A 19,652-nucleotide genomic window follows, 5' to 3' on the forward strand; every position below is an offset into this window, starting at 1 on the left:
GGCCGTGGCCGTACGGGGCCTCAGCCCGCCGTCACCGTCACCCGGACCGTCCCGTCGGGACCGGCCACCAGCACCGGCGTCTGCGGTCCACCGAGGTCCCGCACCGCCGCCCGGTCCTCCGCGGACGCGGACTCCGACTCGGTCACGACCGCCGCCGCCTCAAGGGACTTCGCCCCGGACGCCACCGCCATGGCCACCGCCGTCTGCAGCGCGCTCAGCTTCAGGGAGTCGAGGGCGACGGTCCCGGCGACATACGTACGCCCGGTCTCGTCCCGCACGGCGGCACCCTCGGGCACTCCGTTGCGGGCCCGCGCGGAACGGGCCAGGGTGACGATCTTGCGGTCCTCGGGTTCGAGCGCGTTGCTGTCGGTCATGCCCCGAGCATACGAAGAACGGGCCGCTCGAGGCGGCCCGGGTCAGGGCCGGTCGAGGCGGAGGCGGTCGGCTCTCGGCAGTCCGGCGACCACCAGGTCGTACGAGTCCTCGACGAGCTCACGGACCAGGCGGTCCGGGAGCCCGCCGTCCACGGTGACGGTGTTCCAGTGGCGCTTGTTCATGTGGCAGCCCGGGATGATCAGACCGGGGTGCTCGGCCCGCAGCCGTACCGCGTCGTCCGGGTCGCACTTGAGGTTGACCGTCAGGGGCCGCGCGTCCAGGTGCGTCAGGGCGAAGAGCTTGCCGAGGACCTTGAAGACCGAGGTGTCCGGGTTGAACGGGAAGTCCTCGACGACCGCGTTGAAGGACAGGCAGAACGCGCGCAACTCCTGGGGGGTCATTCCGGTTTCGGCTCCTCCTCCGGGGGCTCGACCGGGCCCACCGGCTCCGCCAGCACGGTCACGATCTTGTTCCGGCGGCCGGCCGCGGCCTCCGCGGTCAGCCGGAGTTCCCGCCCGTCGGGCAGTTCGACCACCGACGAGGCACCGGCGATGGGCACCCGGCCCAGCGCCTTCGCGAGCAGTCCGCCGACCGTCTCCACGTCCTCGTCGTCGAACGCCTCGAGCCCGTACAGCTCGCCGAGGTCTCCGATGTCGAGACGGGCCGTGACCCGGTAGCGGTCCCCGCCCAGCTCCTCGACCGGCGGCAGCTCGCGGTCGTACTCGTCGGTGATCTCGCCGACGATCTCCTCGAGGATGTCCTCGATGGTGACGATCCCGGCCGTGCCGCCGTATTCGTCGATGACGACGGCGACGTGGTTGCGTTCCTTCTGCATCTCGCGCAGCAGGTCGCCCGCGTTCTTGGTGTCGGGCACGAACGTGGCCGGCCGCATGGCGGTGGACACGAGCTCGGACTCGGCGTCCCGGCTGATGTGCGTCTTGCGGGCCAGATCCTTCAGATAGACGATCCCGACGATGTCGTCCTCGCTCTCGCCGGTGACCGGGATGCGCGAGAAGCCGGACCTCAGGGCCAGGGTCAGCGCCTGGCGGATGGTCTTGTAGCGCTCGATGACCACCAGGTCCGTCCGCGGGACCATCAGCTCCCGCACGAGGGTGTCGCCCAGCTCGAACACCGAGTGCACCATGCGGCGCTCCTCGGCCTCGATGAGGGACTCCTTCTCCGCGAGGTCGACGAGTGCGCGCAGCTCCGCCTCGGAGGCGAAGGGGCCGCGCCGGAAGCCCTTGCCGGGGGTGAGGGCGTTGCCGATGAGGATGAGCAGGGGCGGGATGGGGCCCATGATCCGGGCCAGCGGCACCAGGACGTACGCAGCCGCCGTCGCCGTGTTCAGCGGGTGCTGGCGACCGATGGTGCGCGGGGAGACGCCGACGGCGACGTACGACACGAGGACCATGACCGCGATGGCGATCAGGAGCGCCTCGGCGGTGTCGGAGAACTCCTGGAGGCAGGCGTACGTCACCAGGGCGGCGGCGGCCATCTCGCAGGCCACGCGGACCAGCAGCGCCACATTGAGGTAGCGGGTCGGGTCCGCGGCGATCTGGGCGAGCTTGGCGCTGCCACGCCGTCCGCTGCGTACGGCCTCCTCGGCGCGGAAGCTGGAGACGCGCGCCAGGCCCGCCTCCGCGCAGGCGGCGAGCCAGGCGACGACGATCAGAGCGATCGCGCCGAGGACCAATTGCGGATTCATGAGACGGTCGGAGCCGGCGACGGGCCGGTCATACCTTTCTCCGCGCGCCAGCCGTCCACGATGGCGGCCTGGAGGCCGAACATCTCGGCCTTCTCGTCGGGCTCCTCGTGGTCGTAGCCGAGCAGGTGCAGCACGCCGTGCACAGTCAGGAGCTGGAGCTCCTCGTCCATGGAGTGCTGCGTCACCGCCTCGGCGCCCTGCTTGGCGGCGACCTCGGGGCACAGCACGATGTCGCCGAGCAGGCCCTGGGGCGGCTCCTCCTCGTCCTTGGCCGGCGGCCGCAGCTCGTCCATCGGGAAGGACATGACGTCCGTCGGCCCCGGCAGCTCCATCCACTGGACGTGCAGCTGCTCCATGGCGTCGGCGTCCACGACGATCACCGAGAGCTCGGAGAGCGGGTGGATGCGCATCCTCGCGAGCGCGTAGCGGGCGATGTCGAGGATCGCCTGCTCGTCGACCTCGGTACCGGACTCGTTGTTGACGTCGATCGACATGGTGCTGCTGGTCTACTTCCCCTTGTGCGCGTGTCCGGCTTTACCGCGTCCGGCCGGCTTGTGCGTGCCGTTCTCGGTGCCGTTCTCGCTGTCGTACTTCTCGTAGGCGTCGACGATACGGCCGACGAGCTTGTGCCGTACGACATCGCGGGACGACAGCCGGGAGAAGTGGACGTCCTCGACGCCCTCCAGGATCTCCTGGACCTGCCGCAGACCGCTCTTGGTCCCGTTCGGAAGGTCGACCTGGGTCACGTCACCCGTGATCACGATCTTCGAGTCGAAGCCGAGGCGGGTGAGGAACATCTTCATCTGTTCGGGGCTCGTGTTCTGGGCCTCGTCCAGGATGATGAAGGCGTCGTTGAGCGTCCGGCCCCGCATGTAGGCCAGCGGCGCGACCTCGATCGTCCCGGCGGCCATGAGCCGCGGGATCGAGTCGGGGTCGAGCATGTCGTGCAGCGCGTCGTAGAGCGGGCGCAGATACGGGTCGATCTTCTCGTACAGCGTGCCGGGCAGGAAGCCGAGTCGCTCGCCCGCCTCCACCGCCGGGCGGGTCAGGATGATGCGGTTGACCTGCTTGGACTGCAGGGCCTGCACCGCCTTGGCCATCGCGAGGTAGGTCTTGCCGGTACCGGCCGGCCCGATGCCGAAGACGATCGTGTGCTTGTCGATCGCGTCCACGTAGCGCTTCTGGTTGAGCGTCTTGGGACGGATCGTGCGGCCGCGGGAGGAGAGGATGTTCTGTGTCAGCACCTCCGCCGGGGTCTCAGATCCGTCGCCCTCACCGTCGTCGCTCGCCCTGAGCATGGCGATCGAGCGTTCCACTGCGTCCTCCGTCATCGGCTGCCCGGTGCGGAGCACCAGCATCATCTCTGCGAACAGGCGCTGGATCAGGGCGACATCCGCCGGGTCGCCGACCGCGCTGATCTCATTGCCCCGGACATGGATGTCGACCCCCGGGAAGGCCGTCTCGATCACGCGCAGCAGGGAGTCACCGGAACCCAGCACCATCACCATGGGGTGCTGAGCAGGGACGGTGATCTGCGTTCTCGCCTGCCCCTGCGCGGGGGTGTGAGCTGTGGGTGTCTGAGTCATGGGCCGGCTCTGTAGGCCTGCGATTCCTCCTCCGTAGGGCCGCGCAGCTGCGGGCGGCCTCGCGGTTTCAAGAGTACGACGCGGCATGGACAGAGCCGTAGGACTTTTCCGTGTGCTTGTACGACAGCACCTGCGTCACCGGGCCGGCGCCGCCCCGGCCGGTCAGAGCGCGATGATCCTGACGCGGCTGCCGCACAGCTTCCGCATGTCGTCGGCGTCGGAGGTGAGGACCGCCACCGGGCCGGACTGACGGAGGGCGGCCTCGGCGACCGTGGCGTCGATGGCGTACTTGTGGCCGTGCAGGCCGGCTTCCTTCAGGAGCTCGGCGGCGGCCCTGGCGGCCGTCTCGGTGACGGGTTCGACCTTGACGCGGGACAGTGCCCAGTTCAGGCGCGGCATGCTGGTGCCTTCGTGAGTGACTTCGATGATGGTGTTGGCCGATACGACCAGGTTCGCCTCCGTGAGGGTCAGCGCCTTGAACAGGGCGACGGTCTTTCGGTCCTGTGCCATCCAGGCCGAGAGGCCTTCGCAGTCGAGGACGAGGGTGGCGATCGGTGTCACGCGGCTTCCTGGTTCGAGGGTGCGGTGCCGTTGAGGCGGGCGAAGGCCTCGGCCATCTCCTCCTCTGTGAACGCGCCGTGCTCCTCCTCGTAACGCCGCAGGTCCTCGGCCAGTAGTTCGCGTCTGATCTTGGCCGCCAAGGCCTCAGCCGCGAAGCCGGAGATGTTGTCCGTAAGCCCTCGCGCCGCCTCCAAGAGCTCTTCCGGAACGGTGATCGTGATCTTCTTCGTCGCCATAAGAAGACCATACCGTGGTATGGCGTCTTCTGTCCCGGCTTTCAGTCCACCCCTCTGATCCGCCCCACCAGCACCGCCCCGGCGAGCCCGATCACCGCCGCCACCAGGTACAGGACCCGGTAACCGCCCAGATGGGTCACGATCGGCGCCGCCAGGGCCGGGGCCGCGACCTGGGGGAGGGCATTGGCGACGTTGATGATCCCGAGGTCCTTGCCGCGGTCCAGCGCCCTCGGCAGGACGTCGGTCATCAGCGCGAAGTCGACCGAGGTGAAGACCCCGAACCCGACGCCCAGGACCGCGGCCGCGACGACCGTGCCCGGCCAGGTCTGCCAGCCGGACAGGACGGCCGTGGCGATCGCCATCAGTACGCCCGACCAGATCACGAACGGCTTGCGGCGGCCCACCCGGTCCGACCAGACCCCGCCGACGACGACCGTGGCGAGGAGGGTCACACCGTTGACCGCGGTGAGGACGAGCACACCCTGGTCGGGGTCGGCGTGGTGGAGGCGGTCCCGAAGGTAGTAGAGCAGGTACAGCAGCACCAGCGCGTTGCTGAGGTTGATCAGGAATCGGGTCAGCCAGGCCCAGCCCAGGTCGGGATGGCGGCGGGGACTGAGCCAGAACCCGGCCAGGAAGGCTCGCCGGGACCAGGGCGGCCGGTCCGCCGCCGGCAGTCTGAGATCCCTGTGGCGCAGCACGTACGGCAGCACGCCCGCCATCGTGAACACCGTGCACGCCGCGTAGCCCGCGGCGACGCCCCCGGCCACGGTCGCCAGGCCCGTGCCGCCGACCACGCCGAGGATCTGTGCCGCGCCCAGCCAGCCTCCCACCGAGCCCCGCTGGGACCGCGGCACCCGGTCGGGAACCGCCGCCGTCACGGCCGCGAAGGCGGCGTTGAGCGTCAGCTGGACCAGGCACCAGCCCAGCGCCATGGTCCACGGGCCACCCGCGTCGGCGAGCAGGAGCAGCGACAGCGCCCCGCCCGCCGTCCCGGCCACGATCCACGGCGTACGCCGGCCCCAGCGGGCCGTGGTGCGGTCCGAGAGCGCCCCGAAGAACGGGTTCGCGAGCAGTGACACCACCGCGCCCGCGCCCGTGACCCAGGCCAGCATCGTCTCCTTGGACATGCCGGAGCCGGGCGCGAAGTCCTTCGCCTGGGAGGCGAGCAGGATCTGCAGTGGGCCGTACCAGCCGACCCAGATGGCCGCGTTGGCGAGGGACAGGGCCGCGGTCCAGCTCCGGCCGACCCGCTCGACAGGCTCGGCGAGCGCGTCCGCGGGCCGCTCGGCAGGCCGCTCGTCCGTCGTCATCTTCGCGCCCGCAGAGCGTCGCGCAGCCATGCGTACGACGCCTTGGGGGTCCGCGCGAGCGACCCGTCCTCGAAGTCCACGTGCACCAGCCCGAAGCGCTGCGCGTACCCCTCGGCCCACTCGAAGTTGTCCAGAAGCGACCACACGAAGTAGCCGCGCACATCGACCCCCGCCTCCACCGCACGGTGCAGCGCCCGGATGTGGCCGTCCAGGTAGGCGATGCGCTCCTGGTCGTCGACGCCCTCGTACGAGCAGCCGTTCTCGGTGATGACGATGGGCGGGAGCCGGTCGCCGTAGCGCTCCCGGAAGCCGGTCAGCAGCTCGGTCAGCGCCTCGGGGACCACCGGCCAGCCGAAGTCCGTCACCGGGTGGCCCTCGATCTCCCGCACCGAGAAGGGCAGCTCGACGGGGAGTTTGAGGCCGCCGAACTCGATCTCCGTGCCTTGCGGAGCGCCCACTCTCACCGGCGCGTAGTAGTTGATCCCGTACCAGTCGACCGGCTCCGCGATCACCTTCAGATCGGCCTCGACGTCGCCGGGCAGCAACGCGCCGACGCCCTCGGGGTAATGGCCGAGCAGGAGGGGGTCGGAGAAGAGCCGGTTGAGCAGGACGTCGTAGAACTCCGCCGCCTCCACGTCCTCCCGGCTCCCGGAGGCCGGCCACGTCGGCCCGTGCGAGTTGGCGATCCCGATGCCCGCCGCCCCGGCCGCGCGCAGCGCCCGGACGGCCAGGCCATGGGCGAGCAGCTGGTGGTGGGCCACCGGCAGCGCGCCGAACATCAGCCGCCTGCCCGGCGCGTGGACGCCGAGCGCATGGCCCAGCAGGGTGTGCTCGGCGGGCTCGTTGAGGGTGATCCACTTGGTGACGCGGTCGCCGAGCCGCTCGGCGACGACCGACACGTACTCGGCGAACCGGGACGCCGTGTCCCGCTCCAGCCAGTCCAGTGAGGCCGGCAGGTCCCAGTGGAACAGGGTCGGCACCGGCCGCACTCCGGCCCCGCACAGCTCGTCCACCAGCCGGTCGTAGTAGTCGAGGCCCCCGGGTGAGTTCACCCGGGGCCAGGAGATGGAGAAGCGGTAGGCGTCCACGCCGAGGCCGGCCAGCAGCGCCACGTCCTCGCGGTAGCGGTGGTAGGAGTCGCAGGCCACCGCCGCGGTCGAGCCGTCCTTCACCCGCCCCGGCTCGGTGGTGAACGCGTCCCACACGGAGGGCTCGCGCTCGCCGGCTGCCCCCTCGATCTGGTGGGCCGAGGTCGACACGCCCCACAGGAAGCCGGCCGGGAACTGAGGTATCGGGTTCGTCACCATGCGCCGGATCATCCTTACCGTTGGTAACGGAAGTCAACGGCCAGGCGTGAACTGCCACTTGTATCCCGGGAGGCCGGATCGGACGCCTCCCGGGGACGGATCAGGCGCCTTCTTTGAGTACCCGGGAGATCAGCGTCCGCTGCTCCTCGGTCAGCCGGGGGTCCGCGCAGTACACGGTCCTGCCGTCCACGCTGATCTCGTAGCTGAAGCCGTCCGGCACGCCGGCCGGCGGCGCGCCCCGGCCGGCGGTCAGTGCCCGCTCGGCCAGGGCGTGCCACTCCTGGGCGTCGGCCCGTCCCGAGGTCTCCACCTCGGCCCGGCGCTCGATGCCCGCGAACCCGCCCGTACGCCTCACCCGAATACGCATGGGACCTGTCTAGTACGAGACGGGCGCTCGGGGCTACGAGGTCGGCACCCCGACCTGCTCCCAGGCCTTGAGGACGGCCTCCTGCTCCTCGCCGCCGTCGCTGTAGCGGGTCTTGGCCGCCGCCGCCGTCAGCTTCGCGAAGTCCGCGAAGTCGGCGTCCGGCTGCAACTCCCCGCCGGTCAGTACGTCGTACCAGATCTGCCCGGCCCGTTCCCAGGCGTGTCCGCCCAGCGCGTTGGCCGCCAGGTAGAAGGCGTGGTTGGGGATGCCGGAGTTGATGTGCACCCCGCCGTTGTCCTGGCTGGTCCGCACATAGCCGTCCATCGTCGCGGGCTGCGGGTCCTTGCCGAGGACGTCGTCGTCGTACGCGGTGCCCGGCTCCTTCATCGAGCGCAGCGCCTTGCCGGTGACGTGGGGGGCGAGCAGCCCGGCGCCGATCAGCCAGTCGGCGTCGGCGGCGGTCTGGCCGAGGGTGTACTGCTTGATCAGTGAGCCGAAGACGTCCGAGAGCGACTCGTTGAGGGCGCCCGACTGGCCGAAGTAGGTGAGGTTCGCGGAGTACTGGGTGACGCCGTGGGTGAGTTCGTGGCCGATGACGTCCACAGGGATGGTGAAGTCGAGGAAGATCTCGTTGTCGCCGTCGCCGAAGACCATCTGCTCGCCGTTCCAGAAGGCGTTGTCGTAGTCCTCGCCGAAGTGCACGGTCGCGTCCAGCGGCAGCCCCTTGCCGTCGATGGAGTCGCGGCCGTACGCCTGCCGGTACAGCTCGAAGGTGGCGCCGAGGCCCGCGTAGGCCCGGTTGACCGAGGCGTCCTGGCCGGGCTCGTCGCCCTCGCCGCGGACCTTCCTGCCGGGCAGGTTCTGCTGGTGCCCGGCGTCGTAGACGGTGCGGTACGGCTGGCCGGCCGGGTGCTCGGCGGGGGTCGCGGCGGGCGCGCCGAGGACTGTGGTCAGCCGGCGGCGGGTGCGCTCCAGGGCGTCGCGCTCCAGGGTGCGGCGCGCGGGAGTGGCGACGGAGGAGTCCTCGTGCTGCGCGAGTCTGTCGAGGACGTGCGGCGGCACGATGGTGCAGAAGACGGGCTCAAAGCCCCCGTTGGTGGTCATGTCCGGCACCATTGCACTCCGTCACGACTCTGTCGCCATCCGCAACCATGATTGGTGAAAAGCCGCGACTTCGAGCCGCCGGTTCCGCGGTGAGGTGCTATGACCCCCGATCCCGGCCGCTGTGAGCTGACGCACCTTTTGTCCGAATTGCCTCCCCGGTCCCGCATACTGATACAGGCCTTCGTATCCGGTGCGGCTCGGCTAGCATGCGGAGCATCATGCGTTTCGGGCTGCTCCTCCTTAGCTGCCGCGGCGAGGGCCTGTAGTCGAGGTCGACCCCCTCCCCGCGGAGCTTGGCGTTGCGTAGTCGGCCGTCCTTCCCGGACCTTCTGAGGAGCCCGAGCATCATGGCGAACCGCCAGCAGCCGACGAGCATGCCGATCCACAAGTACCGACCGTACGACCAGGTCGAGATCCCCGACCGCACCTGGCCCGACCAGCGGATCACCCGGACCCCGCGCTGGCTCTCCACGGACCTGCGCGACGGCAACCAGGCCCTGATCGACCCGATGTCGCCGGCCCGCAAGCGCGCGATGTTCGACCTGCTGGTGAAGATGGGCTACAAGGAGATCGAGGTCGGCTTCCCGGCGTCCGGCCAGACCGACTTCGACTTCGTGCGCTCGATCATCGAGGAAGAGGGCGCGATCCCGGACGACGTGACGATCTCCGTACTGACCCAGGCCCGCGAGGACCTGATCGAGCGGACCGTCGAGTCCCTGAAGGGCGCGAAGAGGGCCAACGTCCACCTCTACAACGCGACCGCCCCCGTCTTCCGCCGGGTCGTCTTCCGCGGTTCCAAGGACGACATCAAGCAGATCGCCGTGGACGGCACGCGGCTGGTCATGGAGTACGCCGAGAAGCTGCTGGACACCGGGGCCGGTGGTACGGAGTTCGGCTACCAGTACAGCCCGGAGATCTTCACCGACACCGAGCTGGACTTCGCCCTGGAGGTCTGCGAGGCGGTCATGGACGTCTGGCAGCCCGGGCCGGACCGGGAGATCATCCTCAATCTGCCCGCCACCGTGGAGCGCTCGACACCGTCGACGCATGCGGACCGCTTCGAGTGGATGCACCGCAACCTCTCCCGCCGCGAGTACGTCTGTCTGTCGGCCCACCCGCACAACGACCGCGGCACCGCCGTCGCCGCCGCCGAGCTGGCCGTGATGGCCGGCGCCGACCGTGTCGAGGGCTGCCTGTTCGGCCAGGGCGAGCGCACCGGCAACGTCGACCTGGTCACCCTGGGCATGAACCTCTTCTCTCAGGGCGTCGACCCGCAGATCGACTTCTCCCACATCGACGACATCCGCCGCACGTGGGAGTACTGCAACCAGATGGAGGTCCACCCCCGCCACCCGTACATCGGGGACCTCGTCTACACCTCCTTCTCCGGCTCCCACCAGGACGCCATCAAGAAGGGCTTCGACGCCATGGATGCCGACGCGGCCGCCCAGGGCAAGACCGTCGACGACATCGAGTGGGCTGTGCCGTACCTTCCCATCGACCCCAAGGACGTCGGCCGCTCCTACGAGGCGGTCATCCGCGTCAACTCGCAGTCCGGCAAGGGCGGTATCGCCTACGTCCTGAAGAACGACCACAAGCTGGACCTGCCGCGCCGGATGCAGATCGAGTTCTCGAAGATCATCCAGGCCAAGACGGACGCCGAGGGCGGCGAGGTCACGCCGGCGGAGATCTGGTCGGTCTTCCAGGACGAGTACCTGCCGAACCCGGGCAACCCCTGGGGCCGCATCCAGGTACGGACGGGACAGTCGACGACGGACACGGACGGCGTGGACACCCTCACGGTCGAGGCCACGGTCGACGGCGAGGACACGGTTTTGACCGGCTCCGGCAACGGCCCGATCTCGGCTTTCTTCGACGCCCTGCAGTCCATCGGCATCGACGTACGCCTGCTGGACTACCAGGAACACACCATGAGCGAGGGCGCCTCGGCGCAGGCCGCTTCATACATCGAATGCGCGATCGACGGAAAGGTCCTCTGGGGGATCGGCATCGACGCGAACACGACACGTGCATCGCTGAAGGCGGTGGTCTCCGCGGTCAACCGCGCGGACCGCTGACCCTCTGACCGGCCCGTTCACGGCCCCGTCCGCCCTCAAGGGCGGGCGGGGCCGCGTCATGGACCAGCCATTTCGGCCGGAGATCACGGCACGGTCTCGTCCGGGGTACTGACTTCGCCTCGCCAATGTGGCTAACATCACGCCAGCGCGGCGACGTTGCCGTGGGGTTACGGAGGTGCGACGTGCTGCCAGGACGGGGACGCAACGGCCGAGGAGTCCGTAAGAGCCGTGCCGCGCACGTCCTCGGAATTCGCACCGCATGGACCGCCCTCGGCGACGGTGAGTTCTTCTGCCCCGGCTGCGGGGGCGACCGCAACTACCAGCGGCTCGCCGGGCGGCGCCGCTTCACCCTCGTCGGGCTCCCGGTCCTGCCGCGTGGCGAGACGGGCCCGGTCGTCGAGTGCGCGGCCTGCGGCCGCCACTACGGCACGGACGTCCTCGACCACCCCACCACGACCCGCTTCTCGGCGATGCTCCGCGACGCGGTCCACACGGTGGCCCTCGCCGTACTGGCCGCGGGCGGCGCCTGCTCCCGGACGTCCCTGGAGACGGCCGCCGCAGCCGTCCGCTCCGCCGGCTTCGACGACTGCACGGGGGACGGGCTCGGCGCCCTGGTCGAGGCCCTGGCCGCCGACACCGGCCGGGTCTGCGGCGAACCGGGCGGTACCAGCCTGGCCATAGAACTCCACGAGGCCCTGGACCCCCTCGCCCCCCATCTCGCCTCCGCGGGCCGCGAGACGATCCTTCTCCAGGGCGCCCGTATCGCCCTGGCGGACGGCCCCTACACCCCGGCGGAACGGGACGTCCTCGCCACCGTGGGCGCGGCCCTCACGATCCATTCGGACGACGTGACCCGCCTGCTGGCGGCGGCACGGACGCCGTCCTAGGTCACTCGCGCCAGTGAGTCGCGCACGGTTTGGGGATCACACGCGCTGAGGCTGGGGAGCATGTGACCGACAAGGTCACCGTCCCTTCGGGGACCACAGCCCCTGGGGAGAGGGATGACACCTCTGTGCCGCGCCGTCCTCGCTGCCGCGCTGCTCACACCGCTCATGACCATCGCACCCGCCTCGCCCGCCTCCGCCGCCCCCGACTGCACCTCCTCCGTGCCGTACACCGCCGGCCGGGGCGGATACAACACCTACCGGATCCCGGCGGTCGTCACGACCCGGAAGGGGACCGTGCTCGCCTTCGCCGAGGGGCGGCGCGACGGTGCGGGGGACAGCGGCGACATCGATGTCGTGCTCAAGCGCTCCTCCGACGGCGGCTGCACCTGGGGGCCCCTCGAAGTGGTCGCCGCCGGCAGGGGGGACACCCGGGGGAATCCGGCGCCGGTGGTGGACCCGCGCACCGGGCGGATCGTCCTGGTCACGTCCTACAACGGCGGCGCGATGACCGAGTCGAAGATCATGCGTGGCAAGGCGACGCCGGTGCGGAGCCGCCGGGTGTTCGTACAGACGAGCGGTGACGACGGGCGGCACTTCACGCCCCCGCGGGACATCACCGCGGAGGTGAAACGGCCGCACTGGCGGTGGTACGCCACCGGTCCCGGCCATGCGATCGCCCTGACCCGAGGTCCGTACGCAGGCCGTCTCGTCGTGCCCGCCAACCACTCCGCCGCGCCGCCCGCAGGCTCCCGGGACACCGGGCGGGAGGCCAGGTACTACGGCGCGCACGCGCTCTACAGCGACAACGGCGGGCTCAGCTGGCACATCGGCTTCGCCGACGAGTCCTACGACGGGCGGACCAACGCCAACGAGAGCAGCGCCGCCCAACTCCCCGACGGCAGGCTCTACTTCAGCGCACGCGACCAGGGCGGCAGGAGCGCGGGCAACCGCCTCGACAGCTACTCCGGCGACGGCGGGCAGAGCCTGGACCGCCCGTTCGCCGTGCAGCGCACCCTGGACGACGTCCCGCCCGTGCAGGGCAGCACGCTGCAACTCGGCGGTCGCGGTGCGCCCCTGCTGTTCTCGGGACCCTCCACCCCCACCGCGCGCCGCGCGATGGCGATCTGGCGCAGCACCGACGGCGGGGCGACCTTCAGCAAGGCGCTGACGCTGTCCCGGCACTGGGCCGCCTACAGCGACCTCGTACAGCTGCGCGGCGCCAGGGTCGGCATCCTGTACGAGACCGGGACGAGCGGTCCTTACAACTCGATCGAGTTCCGCCGGATCCCTGTCGCCCGGCTGGGCTGACGGCTACAGCAGCCCTGCCGCCGCCAGGAACTTCCCCACCCGTTCCGTCTCCTCCGGGGACAGCGGCACCTGGGGCTCCGCCGTGGCCGGGCAGGCGATCACCCCCCGCAGGTGCAGTGCCGCCTTGAACGCCCCCAGGCCCGAGGAGCTGCCGCCCATCCGAACCGGGTCCCCGACCCCGACCATGCCGTACAGCGCGCACAGCCGGTCCTGCTGGGCCCGGGCCGCGTCCCAGTCGCCCGCGCGGCACAGCCGGTCCAGCCGGACGTAGCCCTCGGGGTCCACGTTGGCCAGTCCGGGCACCGCCCCGTCCGCGCCCAGCGCCAGCGCCGAGTCCACGACCAGCTCGGACCCCGTGAGCACGCTGAAGTCCGTGCCGCCGGCCCACGTGCGGGCGCCACTGACGACGGCGCGGAAGCCGGCCAGGTCACCGCTGGAGTCCTTCAGCCCGGCCAGGACCCGGTCGGCGGCCAGCTCCAGCACCAGCTCCGGGCTCAGCTTGGTGTGGACGGCGACGGGGATGTCGTAGGCGAGGACCGGGACGGGGGAGCGGTCGGCGACCAGGCGGAAGTGGCGGGCGATCTCCGCCGGATGCGTCCGCGTGTAGAAGGGCGCGGTCACGACCACCGCGTCCGCGCCCGCCCCGGTCGTCGCCGCCACATGGTCCAGCACCCGGGGCGTGGTCATGTCGATCGCGCCGGCCAGCACCGGGACCTGGCCCCCCACATGGGACACCACGGTCTCCACCACCAGGCACCGCTGGCGGTCGGTCAGGTACGCCGCCTCGGACGAGGACCCGAGCACGAACAGGGCGTCCACCCCGGCGCTCAGCAGATGGTCCACGAGCCTCGTCAGCGAGGCGACGTCCACCTCACGTTCCGGTGTCAGGGGGGTGCAGACGGGCGGGACCACACCGGACACCGCCTTCCTGCCGTGCGGCTTCGGGGCGCCGGTGCGTCCGTGCGGCTCACTGGAGGTGGGGAAGGACATCAGGGCTCCCGCGCGTGTTTCCGGTCCGGCAGTGCCTCGGCCACGACGGTGGCCGGGGAGGGCACCGCCGCTTGGCGCACGAGGTCGCCGGTCGGCTCGCCCTCCTCCACAGGATGGTGGCAGCGGAAGCGGTGCCCGGCGGCCGACGCGCCCGAGAACTCGGGCATCGCCGCGGCGCATACCTCGTCCGCCTTCCAGCAGCGGGTGCGGAACGGGCACCCGCTCGGCGGCCGGGTCGCCGACGGCACCGGGCCGGCCAGCGGGATCGGGTCGATCGGATCCAGCAGCCCGGGCGTCGCGGAGAAAAGGGCGCGGGTGTAGGGGTGCCGTGCGTGGCCGGTCACCCGGTCGGCCGGGGCCTCCTCGACGATCCGGCCGAGGTACATCGTGATCACCCGGTCGCTCATCCGCCGTACCGTCTGGATGTCGTGCGAGACGAAGACGAGGGCGAGGCCCAGGCTCTCCTTGAGATCTAGCAGGAGGTTCAGGATCTGTGCGCGGACCGACACGTCCAGTGCGCTCGTGGGTTCGTCCGCGACCACCAGGTCCGGCTCCAGTGCGAGGGCGCGGGCGATGGCGACACGCTGGCGCTGGCCCCCGGAGAGCCGCCCCGGAAGCCCCTCGGTGAGCGTGCGGGGCAGACCGACGAGGGCCATCAACTCCCTCACCCGTTCCTCGCGCCGGGCCCTGGTTCCCCAGTGGTGCACGTCCAGCGGGTCGCGCAGGATCCGCCGGACGGTCAGCCGGGGGTTCAGGGCGGTCGACGGGTCCTGGAAGATCATGCCGGTGCTGCCGCCGACCGCGGTCCGGCGTTCGGCGGGCGGCATCGACCACAGGTCGCGGCCGTGGAAGAGCACCGTGCCCGACGTCGGCCGTTCGGCTCCGACCAGCACCTTGGCCAGCGTCGACTTCCCGCAGCCCGACTCGCCGACCACACCGCCCGTCTCACCGGGCGCGATCGCGAAGTCGGCGCCCGTCAGCGCGTGCACCCGGTCCCGGGTGAACAGCCCGCCGCTGCGCGCCCGGTGGACGACATGGGCGTCGCGGAGCCGCACGATCGCGTTCATCCGACGGCCTCGCTCTCCTCCGCCGTCCCCAGGCGGACCGCCGGGTGGTGGCAGGCCGCCCGGTGCGCGGGCGTCCCCGCCAACGCGGGCGCCGTCCACCGGCACACCTCGTCGGCGGACGGGCAGCGGTCCGCGAAGCGGCACCCCGCCGGGAAGTCCGCCGGGGCGGGCACGACCCCCTTGATCTGCGTCATCCGCTCGGCCGCGGACTCCAGCGACAGCACGCTGCCGAGCAGTCCGCGCGTGTAGTGGTGGGCCGGCGCCTCCACCAGGTCCGCGGTCACCCCGGTCTCCACGATCCGTCCGCCGTACATCACCACCACCCGGTCCGTGACGTCCGCGACCAGCGCCAGGTCGTGCGAGACCAGGACCAGCGCGAAGCCCAGTTCCTCTCGCAGCCTCAGCAGCAGCTGGACGACCTGGGCCTGCACCGTCACATCGAGCGCGGTGGTCGGCTCGTCGGCGACGATCAGCCGCGGGTTACGGGAGAGCGCCATGGCGATCAGGACGCGCTGGCGCTGACCGCCGGAGAGTTCGTGCGGGTAGCTGCGCAGCGTGCGCCCGGGGTCGAGGCCGACCAGCGTCAGCAGTTCGGCGGGGCTGCGCCGTCCGCCGCGCCGTACGACCTGTCCGAGCTGGGCCCGGATCGTCATGGCCGGGTTCAGCGACGACAGGGCGTCCTGGTAGATCATCGCCATCTCATGGCCCAGCAGCCTGCGGCGGGCGCGCATCGGCGTGCCCACCAACTGCCGCCCGTGGAAACGCACCTGTCCGTGCACCCGGGCGCCCCGAGGCGCAAGGCCCATGACCGCGAGCGCCGTCAGGGACTTGCCGCATCCCGACTCGCCGACCAGGCCGAGCACCTCACCGGGACGCACCTCGAAGCTCACCCCGTCGACGACGTCAACGCCGTGGTGCCGGCCGGGAAAGTCGATGGCGAGGTCCTCCACGGCGAGCACCGGCTCCCCGCCGGGGAGCGGGCGGGCCCGGGAGCGCAGTCGCCGCGCGGCCTCGGCGAGCCCGGGCAACGGCACCACCTCGCCGCTGCCGGGCTCCGGCGTCTCCAGCCGGTCGCCGTCCCCCCGCACCTCCGCGTCCCGTGCCGCAGGAGCCGCCCACGCGTCCAGGACGCCCTCGGCCAGGACGTTCAACGAGAGGACCGTGACCAGCATCAGCAGGCCCGGGAAGACCGTGGCCCACCAGCCGCCGGTGAGCACCATGTTCTTGCCGTCCGCGATGACACCGCCCCATGACGGGTCCGGGGGCCGCACACCCGCGCCGATGAAGGACAGCGACGCCTCGAACACGATGGCCTCGGCGACCTGGACCGTGCAGAACACGAGGACCGGCGCGGCACAGTTGACAGCCACATGCCGGACGACGACATGAGGGGTGCGGGCGCCGATGACCCGTTCCGCCGTCACATAGTCCTCGCCGTACTGGTCCAGGACGTTGGCCCGTACGACCCTGGCGACCGGCGGGGTGAACAGGAACGCGATCGCGCACATCAGCACCGTGATCCCGCCGCCGAACACGGAGATGAGGACCGCCGCGAGTGCGATGCCCGGGAACGCCATGACGATGTCCAGACCGCGCATCAGCGTCTCGTCCACCGCCTTGCGGGAGGTCGCCGCGACCGCCCCGAGCAGGGCCCCGGCGACCAGTGCCAGGGCGGTCGCCCCGAGTCCGATGGCGAGGGACCAGCGGGCGCCGTACATCAGCCGGCTGAGGATGTCCCGGCCGAGGCTGTCCTGGCCCATCCAGTGCGCGGCCGACGGGTGCCCAGTACCGTCGACCGGGTCCTGCTGGTCCAGGGGGTCGTGCGGGGCGACGAGGGGTGCGAGCAGCGCCACCATCGCGACGAGGGTCAGAAAGCAGAGCGCGGCCTTCGGCAGCGCCGGCAGTCGGCGCCGGCCGCGCAGCCGGAGCCCGGGGCGGGACAGGGCCTCGGTGAGGCTCTTGCGTGTGGCGATCACCGGGCCGTATCCCTCAGTCGCGGGTTGACCAGCAGATACAGGATGTCGATGACGAGGTTGACGACCACGAAACTGGCCGCGGTCGTCAGCACGACGCCCTGGACGACCGCCGGGTCGCCGTTCTTGACGGCGTCGATCATCAACTTGCTCATCCCGGGCAGGGAGAAGATCGTCTCGATGACGACCGCGCCCCCGAGCAGATAGCCGACCCGCAGGCCCAGCACGGTCAGCGGGTTGACGAGCGCGTTCCGCAGCACGTTCCGCCCGACCACCACCCGGGGCGGCAGCCCGCTGCCGATCGCCGTGCGCACGTAGTCCTTGTCCAGCTCCTCCACCACGGACGTGCGCACGATGCGGGTCAGCTGCGCCGCCACCGGTAGCGACAGCGCGAGCGCGGGCAGGGCCATCGTCCGCAGCCAGCCGGTGAAGGAGTCGGCCGGATTGATGTAGCCGCCGGTCGGGAACCAGCCCCGGTCCACGGCCAGATACTGGATCATCAGCAGGGCCAGTCAGAAACCGGGAGCGGCGACCCCGGTCAGGGACACCACCCGGATGATCTGGTCCGGCGGCCGGTCCCGGTAGATCGCGGCGGTCACCCCGCCGAGCAGCGCCAGCACCACGGCGATCCCGAGCCCCAGGAAGGTGAGCTGGAGCGTGAGCGGCAGCGCGGTGGTGACCTGCTCGACCACCGGCGCCCGGGTCAGCACGCTGGTGCCCATGTCGCCGTGGAGCAGCGCGCCGACGAAGTGGACGTAGCGCACCGGCAGTGGGTCCAGCAGCCCGTTGCACTCCCGGAAGTCGTGCAGTTGCCGCCGTGTCGGATCGGTGCCCTGGAAGAACGCGGAGGCCGGGTCGGTGTCCGAGAACCGCATCAACAGGAACACGAACAGCACGATGCCGAGCATCAGCGGCACGAGCAGGAGGACCCGGCGGGTCAGAATCCTGGCGATGGCGACCACGGACTGTGCCCCCTGTCGCTAGGCCCACTTGGCCTGGAGAAGGTTGATGCCCGGGTAGGGCTGCGCCCTCACGCCGGTGAGTCGTGCGGGGTTCCACGCCGTCATCAGCTCGTTGTGGACCACGGGGTAGAGCACGGCCTGCTCGGCGACGACATCGATGCAGTCCTGGATCATCGTCCGCTTTCTGTCCGGGTCGGGCTCCCGGGTCGCCCGGTCCATGTCCGCGAAGAGCCTCTCGGCAACGGGGTGGTCCGCCCAGCGGGCGTAGCGCATCCACAGGTTCTGCGGGGCGTAGTTGTAACGCATGATCAGATCGGCGTCGGCGCCGAACTGGTTGGGGTTCGTGGCGGCGGCGACGACCTGGTAGTCCTGCTTCTGGTCGAGCTTCGTGAACACGGCCGTCGTCTCCTGCGGCGAGAGCGCCGTCCGCACACCGATCGCGTCCCAGGACGACTTGATGGTCGGCAGACAGTCGACGACCCAGCTCACGTTCACCGCCAGGAGCTCGATCCGCAGCCCGCTGACCCCGGCCTCCTTCAGGAGCCGTCTGGCCTTGCCGGGATCGTGGCCGTAGACCGTCCGGGCCCTCCGATGGGCGGGGTTGGCCTCGTCGAGGAAGGAGGTCGACGGCCTGCCGCGGCCCCTGAGCGCGACCTTGACCATCTTCTCGCTGTCGATGGCGTAGTGCAGCGCCTGCCGGACCCGGACGTCGTCGAAGGGCCGGTGCCCGGTGTTGAACATCAGGAACAGGTTGTTCATCCCGGCGCCGCCCGCGACTGTCAGCCCGTCCCGCCTCAGATGCCCGATGTCGGCGTACGGGATGTTGTCCGCGACCTGCGCCCCCGCGCCGGAACCGGAGATCCTGGCGACACGTGGCGCGGCGTCGACGATCGACAACCAGTTCATCTTCTTGAAGGCGGGCGGGCGCGGCCCGTTGTAGCGGGTGTACGCCTCGAGGACCGTATTCGACTTGGGGTGGTGCGCACTCTGCCGATACGGTCCCGAGCCGATCGCTGTGCCTCTGACGGCGTCGTCCCAGCCGCCCGGCCGGGAGAAGACGTGCCTCGGCATGATCTTCGCCAGCGTCAGCCGGGAAAGCCCGTCACGGAAGGGGAATTTGAGCACCAGCTCGACGTTCCGCGCGTCGATCTTGCGCACTTCCTTCAGCCAGCTCGCGAAGAAGCCCGTGACGAGCGTCGGTGTCCTCGGGTCGAGGATCCGGTCGAAGACGAACAGGACGTCGTCGGCCGTGACCGGATGCCCGTCGTGGAAGGTCGCACCGGACCGCAGCGTGAGCGTCCAGGACGTACCGTCCGGGTCCTTCGACACCTCGGTGGCGAGCGCCGCGTAGGGCTTGCGGGAGATCGGATCGGTGTCGAGCAGCCCCTCGTAGATGTGGTTGTTGGTGGCCATGCTGAAGGCCGAGGCGGTCTGTGTCGGATCCCAGCTGCCGTCGTTCCCGTACCCGATGACCGCCGTCAGCGTGTGGTGGCCGCCGATGTCGTTGGTGGACTCCGGGCCCCAGGAGCAGGCGGCCGGCGAGGAGGAGAGGGCTGCCGCGCCCAGCGCGCCGGAGTACCTCAAGAACGCCCAGCGGGCCGGCGCCGGTACGTCGCGGGCGACGTCGCGCACGGTTCCTCCAGCAAACATGATCTGGGTGGAGTCTTCGGCAGGTGACTGGAGGACGGGGGAGATACGACGTCCTACGTCTCCATCGGCAGCGCGACCCTAGGAGGGGGCGCCGGGGTGGTCAAGGGACGTTACCCGAATGGCGTAACCGCCAAAGGTGCGACCAATGGCGTCGTGAAATGTAGGTAGTTGGCAATATGTCCATAC

The 19,652-nt window shown here is 70.7% G+C and carries 18 protein-coding genes and 1 pseudogene; 3 read left to right on the forward strand and 16 right to left on the reverse strand.

The genetic code is table 11. The annotated features are described in order from the left end of the window. Positions 1–20: 20 nt before the first annotated feature. The 11 genes from ACQEXA_RS37260 to ACQEXA_RS37310 form a co-directional block, all read right to left on the reverse strand. Entirely contained in the window at positions 21–374 is a 354-nt protein-coding gene (locus ACQEXA_RS37260; protein ID WP_432927499.1) for a cytidine deaminase, read from the reverse strand. 42 nt (positions 375–416) lie between these two features. Then, complete coding sequence (locus ACQEXA_RS37265) at positions 417–776, reverse strand: MmcQ/YjbR family DNA-binding protein (protein WP_432927497.1); 360 nt, start codon at positions 774–776, stop codon at positions 417–419. Then, entirely contained in the window at positions 773–2,080 is a 1,308-nt protein-coding gene (locus ACQEXA_RS37270; RefSeq protein ID WP_361000189.1) for a hemolysin family protein, read from the reverse strand. The genes ACQEXA_RS37265 and ACQEXA_RS37270 overlap by 4 nt, the downstream gene beginning before the upstream one ends. Further along, positions 2,077–2,574, reverse strand: coding sequence for an rRNA maturation RNase YbeY (gene ybeY, locus ACQEXA_RS37275; RefSeq protein WP_359391103.1), 498 nt, complete (start codon positions 2,572–2,574; stop codon positions 2,077–2,079). The genes ACQEXA_RS37270 and ybeY overlap by 4 nt, the downstream gene beginning before the upstream one ends. Positions 2,575–2,586: 12 nt before the next feature. Then, entirely contained in the window at positions 2,587–3,666 is a 1,080-nt protein-coding gene (locus ACQEXA_RS37280) for a PhoH family protein (protein WP_359391105.1), read from the reverse strand. A 162-nt stretch (positions 3,667–3,828) separates the two neighbouring features. Continuing rightward, entirely contained in the window at positions 3,829–4,176 is a 348-nt protein-coding gene (locus ACQEXA_RS37285; protein WP_432939128.1) for a PIN domain-containing protein, read from the reverse strand. A 47-nt stretch (positions 4,177–4,223) separates the two neighbouring features. After that, entirely contained in the window at positions 4,224–4,463 is a 240-nt protein-coding gene (locus ACQEXA_RS37290; RefSeq protein ID WP_359391107.1) for a type II toxin-antitoxin system CcdA family antitoxin, read from the reverse strand. A gap of 41 nt (positions 4,464–4,504) precedes the next feature. Then, positions 4,505–5,773, reverse strand: coding sequence for an MFS transporter (locus tag ACQEXA_RS37295; RefSeq protein ID WP_432939125.1), 1,269 nt, complete (start codon positions 5,771–5,773; stop codon positions 4,505–4,507). Continuing rightward, positions 5,770–7,092 carry a GH1 family beta-glucosidase gene (locus tag ACQEXA_RS37300; protein WP_432927494.1) on the reverse strand — a complete coding sequence of 441 codons (1,323 nt, stop codon included), beginning with the start codon at positions 7,090–7,092 and terminating at the stop codon, positions 5,770–5,772. Before ACQEXA_RS37300 ends, ACQEXA_RS37295 begins: the two co-directional genes overlap by 4 nt. Before the next feature lie 88 nt (positions 7,093–7,180). Further along, the gene (locus ACQEXA_RS37305) at positions 7,181–7,447 is read right to left on the reverse strand and encodes a protealysin inhibitor emfourin (protein ID WP_432927492.1); all 267 of its coding nucleotides are present in this window, start codon (positions 7,445–7,447) and stop codon (positions 7,181–7,183) included. 33 nt (positions 7,448–7,480) lie between these two features. Next, on the reverse strand, positions 7,481–8,551 hold the full coding sequence (locus ACQEXA_RS37310) for a M4 family metallopeptidase (RefSeq protein WP_359391113.1): 1,071 nt from the start codon (positions 8,549–8,551) through the stop codon (positions 7,481–7,483). 347 nt (positions 8,552–8,898) lie between these two features. On the opposite strand from ACQEXA_RS37310, the gene leuA reads away from it, so the two are divergent. From leuA to ACQEXA_RS37325, 3 genes are all read left to right on the forward strand, one after another. Further along, positions 8,899–10,629 (forward strand): 2-isopropylmalate synthase, encoded by a 1,731-nt coding sequence (gene leuA / locus ACQEXA_RS37315; RefSeq protein WP_433132244.1) that lies wholly within the window; start codon positions 8,899–8,901, stop codon positions 10,627–10,629. 182 nt (positions 10,630–10,811) lie between these two features. Continuing rightward, positions 10,812–11,516, forward strand: coding sequence for a TerB family tellurite resistance protein (locus ACQEXA_RS37320; RefSeq protein ID WP_432927488.1), 705 nt, complete (start codon positions 10,812–10,814; stop codon positions 11,514–11,516). Positions 11,517–11,630: 114 nt separating this feature from the next. Continuing rightward, positions 11,631–12,824, forward strand: coding sequence for a sialidase family protein (locus tag ACQEXA_RS37325; protein ID WP_433132246.1), 1,194 nt, complete (start codon positions 11,631–11,633; stop codon positions 12,822–12,824). Positions 12,825–12,827: 3 nt separating this feature from the next. On the opposite strand, the gene ACQEXA_RS37330 is transcribed toward ACQEXA_RS37325, so the two are convergent. From ACQEXA_RS37330 to ACQEXA_RS37350, 5 genes and pseudogenes are all read right to left on the reverse strand, one after another. Then, positions 12,828–13,814 (reverse strand): dihydrodipicolinate synthase family protein, encoded by a 987-nt coding sequence (locus tag ACQEXA_RS37330; RefSeq protein ID WP_432927484.1) that lies wholly within the window; start codon positions 13,812–13,814, stop codon positions 12,828–12,830. Next, positions 13,814–14,881 carry an oligopeptide/dipeptide ABC transporter ATP-binding protein gene (locus tag ACQEXA_RS37335; RefSeq protein WP_433132248.1) on the reverse strand — a complete coding sequence of 356 codons (1,068 nt, stop codon included), beginning with the start codon at positions 14,879–14,881 and terminating at the stop codon, positions 13,814–13,816. Before ACQEXA_RS37335 ends, ACQEXA_RS37330 begins: the two co-directional genes overlap by 1 nt. Next, positions 14,878–16,857 carry a dipeptide/oligopeptide/nickel ABC transporter permease/ATP-binding protein gene (locus ACQEXA_RS37340; protein WP_433132250.1) on the reverse strand — a complete coding sequence of 660 codons (1,980 nt, stop codon included), beginning with the start codon at positions 16,855–16,857 and terminating at the stop codon, positions 14,878–14,880. Before ACQEXA_RS37340 ends, ACQEXA_RS37335 begins: the two co-directional genes overlap by 4 nt. After that, a pseudogene (locus tag ACQEXA_RS37345) lies at positions 16,854–17,816 on the reverse strand (ABC transporter permease). The gene ACQEXA_RS37340 and the pseudogene ACQEXA_RS37345 overlap by 4 nt, the downstream one beginning before the upstream one ends. A gap of 18 nt (positions 17,817–17,834) precedes the next feature. After that, positions 17,835–19,448: an ABC transporter substrate-binding protein gene (locus tag ACQEXA_RS37350; RefSeq protein ID WP_433132252.1), complete on the reverse strand. Its 1,614-nt coding sequence runs from the start codon at positions 19,446–19,448 to the stop codon at positions 17,835–17,837. Positions 19,449–19,652 lie beyond the last annotated feature (204 nt).

It is taken from the genome of Streptomyces sp. CA-106110 (assembly GCF_050936285.1).
Lineage (GTDB): Bacteria > Actinomycetota > Actinomycetes > Streptomycetales > Streptomycetaceae > Streptomyces.